Raw genomic sequence first — 3792 nt, forward strand, 5'->3', positions numbered from 1 at the left:
GGATATTGTGAATAAATAAACTATATGTCAGGATAGTTGATAAAGGATTCTTTTAATAGTTTGGAGAAATGTTTTGGGTAATTTATTTTGAAAGGATATATTGTTGGTTAAATTATAAGTGCAGAAGTGAACAAAGAAAAAGGAGATTACATAATGACGAACCTGAAGGAAGTATCAGTTGCAAAAGTAGAAATGCTTATTAGAAAACCTGTTGAAGAGGTATTTGAGGCTTTTATCGACCCTTCCATTACTACAAAATTCTGGTTTACTAAAAGCAGCGGAAGATTAGAAGCGGGAAAACGTATTCGTTGGGATTGGGAGATGTACGGAGTTTCTGCTGAACTTGATGTAAAACAGTTGGAACAAAATAATAGAATTCTCATCAAATTTGACGATGACACGACCGTGGAGTGGATTTTTACACCTCGGTCAGAAGGAACCTTTGTAACAATTATTAACGAAGGATTCAAAGGTAGTCCAAATGAAATAGTTCATCAAGTGATAGATTCAACTGGAGGTTTTACAATTGTTCTATGTGGTTTAAAGGCACTTCTTGAACATAACATCATCATGAATCTTGTTTCGGATAGGTTTCCTGACGCTCACGTATAAAAATGTACTTAAACAAAATCAAAACGAAATGTTGATCAACAATCGGCTCGATTTTTAAACAACATAGGCAGAAATGATTCATCTTTTTTATAAAACACAATCTTAAATTCTGCCGGATAAAAATCCATTTTAATCAAACTTTATTTACTGAAATAGTTAATTCTTACTTTTTTTACTTCACGTTCATTTAAGGATTGAACAGGTCGATGGTTATCAGGGAAAATGTTGCGGAATTTATCGATTTGTTCTTTAGACATTTCAATCGGCTCCTCCAATACAGCCCATATTACAGCTTCTGAGCATGGAGGAGTTGTTAAAGAACCATTATATCGAAACGAATCTTTATTTTTCGGTAATAAGCTCATTAAGTCGATGGGCTTTGTCAATTTAACATCTTTTGTTGTTTCTTCTGTGGGAATGACGTTCCAGGCCTTTTCTAGATAAATATTTGACGCTCCCTCTTTAATCATTAAGCCAAGAACGGCTAATTGGTTATTAGCATCCTTATGTACAAAATGTAATTCCATATCAAAATTCTGCCCATTAAATTGATGTTCACTTGGTGTATGGAAATGGAATTGTGCTAACTTATATTCCTTATTGTCAACGACAAAAGAGTTATCCAGGGTGGAAGGGTTGCCCTGAATCGTATATCCGTTGTTACTTAAGGAGAATCTAGTAGGCTTATAGTTAATATCAAGATTTGCTATTTTATCATCTTCTATAACTTGTGATGTTTGGATGTTGATAGGGGACTGCTCTTTCCCGTTTGTACATACTGCGTAATCGGGATTTATGTCACCCCAATGTTCTGGTCCTGTTTCCCCTTCGTAAGACCAATGGGCTGTATGTACATCAATTGACTTTTTCTTTTTATTTACAACATCATATTTAGCCGCATCGGGTGAAATAGAAGAATACGCTACTAAGGACAAAACTAGAAAAGACATTAACAATGAATAAAATATTTTTTTTGCTGGCATAATTTTAACCTCGTTTATATTGATTCATGTAATAAATGTATTTTTACCTCGATTATTGGATTTTAGTCGTTGTTTATATAAAATTCAGCGGACATACGTTCCGTTATTTTGCGGAAATGTTTCATTTTTACGTGATTAATATTAAATAAGTACCCAGTGTCCGATAATTCCTCCAAATCCTGTTATCTATGAAAATAGCGTACTCTATGTCCCTAAAAATATTGATACAATGAAATCCGAGAAAAGAATGCCTTTTTTCGAACAGGGCTTGAACTGAATAAGATAAGTAATAAAAAGCAGGGATTACCTTTACTTTACATATTAATATGGAGCTGATTTTGAATGACCCATTTATATTTTGTCCGACATGCTCATTCGACATATACACCTGACGAGTTAAGAAGACCTTTATCAAAAAAAGGAGTAGTTGACTCACATGAGATTACTGAATTATTAAAAGAAGAGCAAATTGATATTGTTATTTCAAGCCCATATAAGCGTGCAATTCAAACTGTTGAAGGGATTGCTCATTATTTTAATAAAGAGATAGAAGTGATAGAAGATTTTAAAGAACGAAGGTTAACCGCAGAACCTGTAGAAGATTTTACTTTTGCGATAACAAAGGTTTGGGAAGATGACCATTTCTCATGGGAAGGCGGAGAATCCAATGCAGTCGCTCAAAAAAGGGGCGTGGATGCCACTATTCAGATATTAGATAAGTATGAAGGTAAAAATATCGTTATAGGTACACACGGTAACATTATGGTTCTAATTATGAATTACTTTGATAATCAATATGATTTTGCATTCTGGAAAAATCTCGATATGCCCGATATCTATAAATTAACTTTTGATGGGAGAGAATTAAGAGATGTAAAAAGGTTATGGGAGTGTGTTTAATTTCTTTTTGAAAAATAGTTAATTTGAACGCACATCTTATTATTTTTAAAATGTGCGTCCGATATAATAATTAGCACGATCAGAGGCATTAATGTTACAAATTCTAAATCTATTAAACTATACTGTAATGACAACTTTTCCTTGTGCATGACCTTCTTCAAAGTATCTGAATGCTTCACGTACTTCACTTAACTTATACTGTCTATCAATTACTGGTTTTACTTTACCAGCCTCAAGCAGTTCTTTCATATATTTTAGATCCTTTTGGTTTGCTCTTTGTAATAGACTGCTCATTTTCTTACTTCCTGTCATTGAATGAAAAGGTCCAAATATTAAGGTCTGGTATAATTGAGATTCGGAGCCCCCAACGTGAATGAAATTTCCATTTGGTTTAAGTGCGCGTTTATAAGCGGAAAGGGGGTAAGAGCCATTAACCCCAAGAATTAAATCATAAAGCTCCTCGCGTTGGGTGAAATCATCTTTTGTATAGTCGATAACATGGTCTGCACCAATGGATTGCAATGTTTCTAAATTCCTCGTACTACATATACCAGTAACTTCAGCTCCGAATGATTTGGCAATTTGTACCGCGAAAGTACCGACACCACCCGATGCCCCATTAATTAATACTTTGTGTCCCGACTTAATTTTTCCCTTATCCCGTAATCCCTGTAAGGCTGTAACTCCTGCCATTGGTGCGGCAGCAGCCTCCTCGAAAGAGATATTGGCTGGTTTTAAGGCTAAGGCCTCTTCAGGGACAGCTACATATTCAGCAAAAGCACCCCAGCCATACTTAGAGAGGTCACCGAACACTTCATCACCTGGTTGAAACTGCTTAACATCTTTGCCAACTGCTTCAACTTGACCAGAAATATCACCCCCTGGTATAGGGTGTTTTGGTTTTTGTAGGCCGAAAGCTAAACGAGCTAGGAACGGTTTTCCTTTCAAAAGAACTAAGTTACCAAAGTTCAAGGATGCAGCATGAATCTTTACCAAGACTTCATTTTCTAAAGGTCTCGGTTTCTCAACTTCCTGCAGTTCAAGTACATCAGGTGAACCATATTTGTTGCTAACGATAGCTCTCAAAAATACCCCTCCAATTATAAATAAGAATAACAACCAATTAAAGTTGATTATGAATCCTACTGTAATACGTATTAGGGAAGGGATAGATTCGAAATTATTTGAATTTTAAAAAATATATTTTGAATGTGAAGCAAACTCAATCCTTTTTAGAAGGTAATTAAAAAATTAGTTTAAAATGGAAATTTATTCTTGAAAATGAACTGTGTGTCAT

Annotated in this window: 4 protein-coding genes; 2 read left to right on the top strand and 2 right to left on the bottom strand. The window is 34.8% G+C overall.

Annotated elements, in window-relative coordinates; genetic code table 11:
* Window positions 1-153: 153 nt before the first annotated feature.
* The gene (locus tag V7164_RS16990; RefSeq protein WP_335346442.1) at window positions 154-612 is read left to right on the top strand and encodes an SRPBCC family protein; all 459 of its coding nucleotides are present in this window, start codon (window positions 154-156) and stop codon (window positions 610-612) included.
* Window positions 613-752: 140 nt separating this feature from the next.
* On the opposite strand, the gene V7164_RS16995 is transcribed toward V7164_RS16990, so the two are convergent.
* Entirely contained in the window at window positions 753-1595 is an 843-nt protein-coding gene (locus tag V7164_RS16995) for a carbonic anhydrase (protein WP_335346443.1), read from the bottom strand.
* A gap of 342 nt (window positions 1596-1937) precedes the next feature.
* Between V7164_RS16995 and V7164_RS17000 the strand changes: the two genes are divergently transcribed.
* Window positions 1938-2495, top strand: coding sequence for a histidine phosphatase family protein (locus tag V7164_RS17000; protein ID WP_335346444.1), 558 nt, complete (start codon window positions 1938-1940; stop codon window positions 2493-2495).
* 117 nt (window positions 2496-2612) lie between these two features.
* Here V7164_RS17000 and V7164_RS17005 read toward each other — a convergent pair whose 3' ends face one another.
* Window positions 2613-3581: an NAD(P)-dependent alcohol dehydrogenase gene (locus tag V7164_RS17005; protein ID WP_335346445.1), complete on the bottom strand. Its 969-nt coding sequence runs from the start codon at window positions 3579-3581 to the stop codon at window positions 2613-2615.
* Between the last annotated feature and the right edge of the window lie 211 nt (window positions 3582-3792).

The sequence above is a fragment of the Bacillus sp. JJ1474 genome, from assembly GCF_036965225.1.
In the GTDB taxonomy this organism is placed as follows: Bacteria; Bacillota; Bacilli; order Bacillales; family Cytobacillaceae; genus Cytobacillus.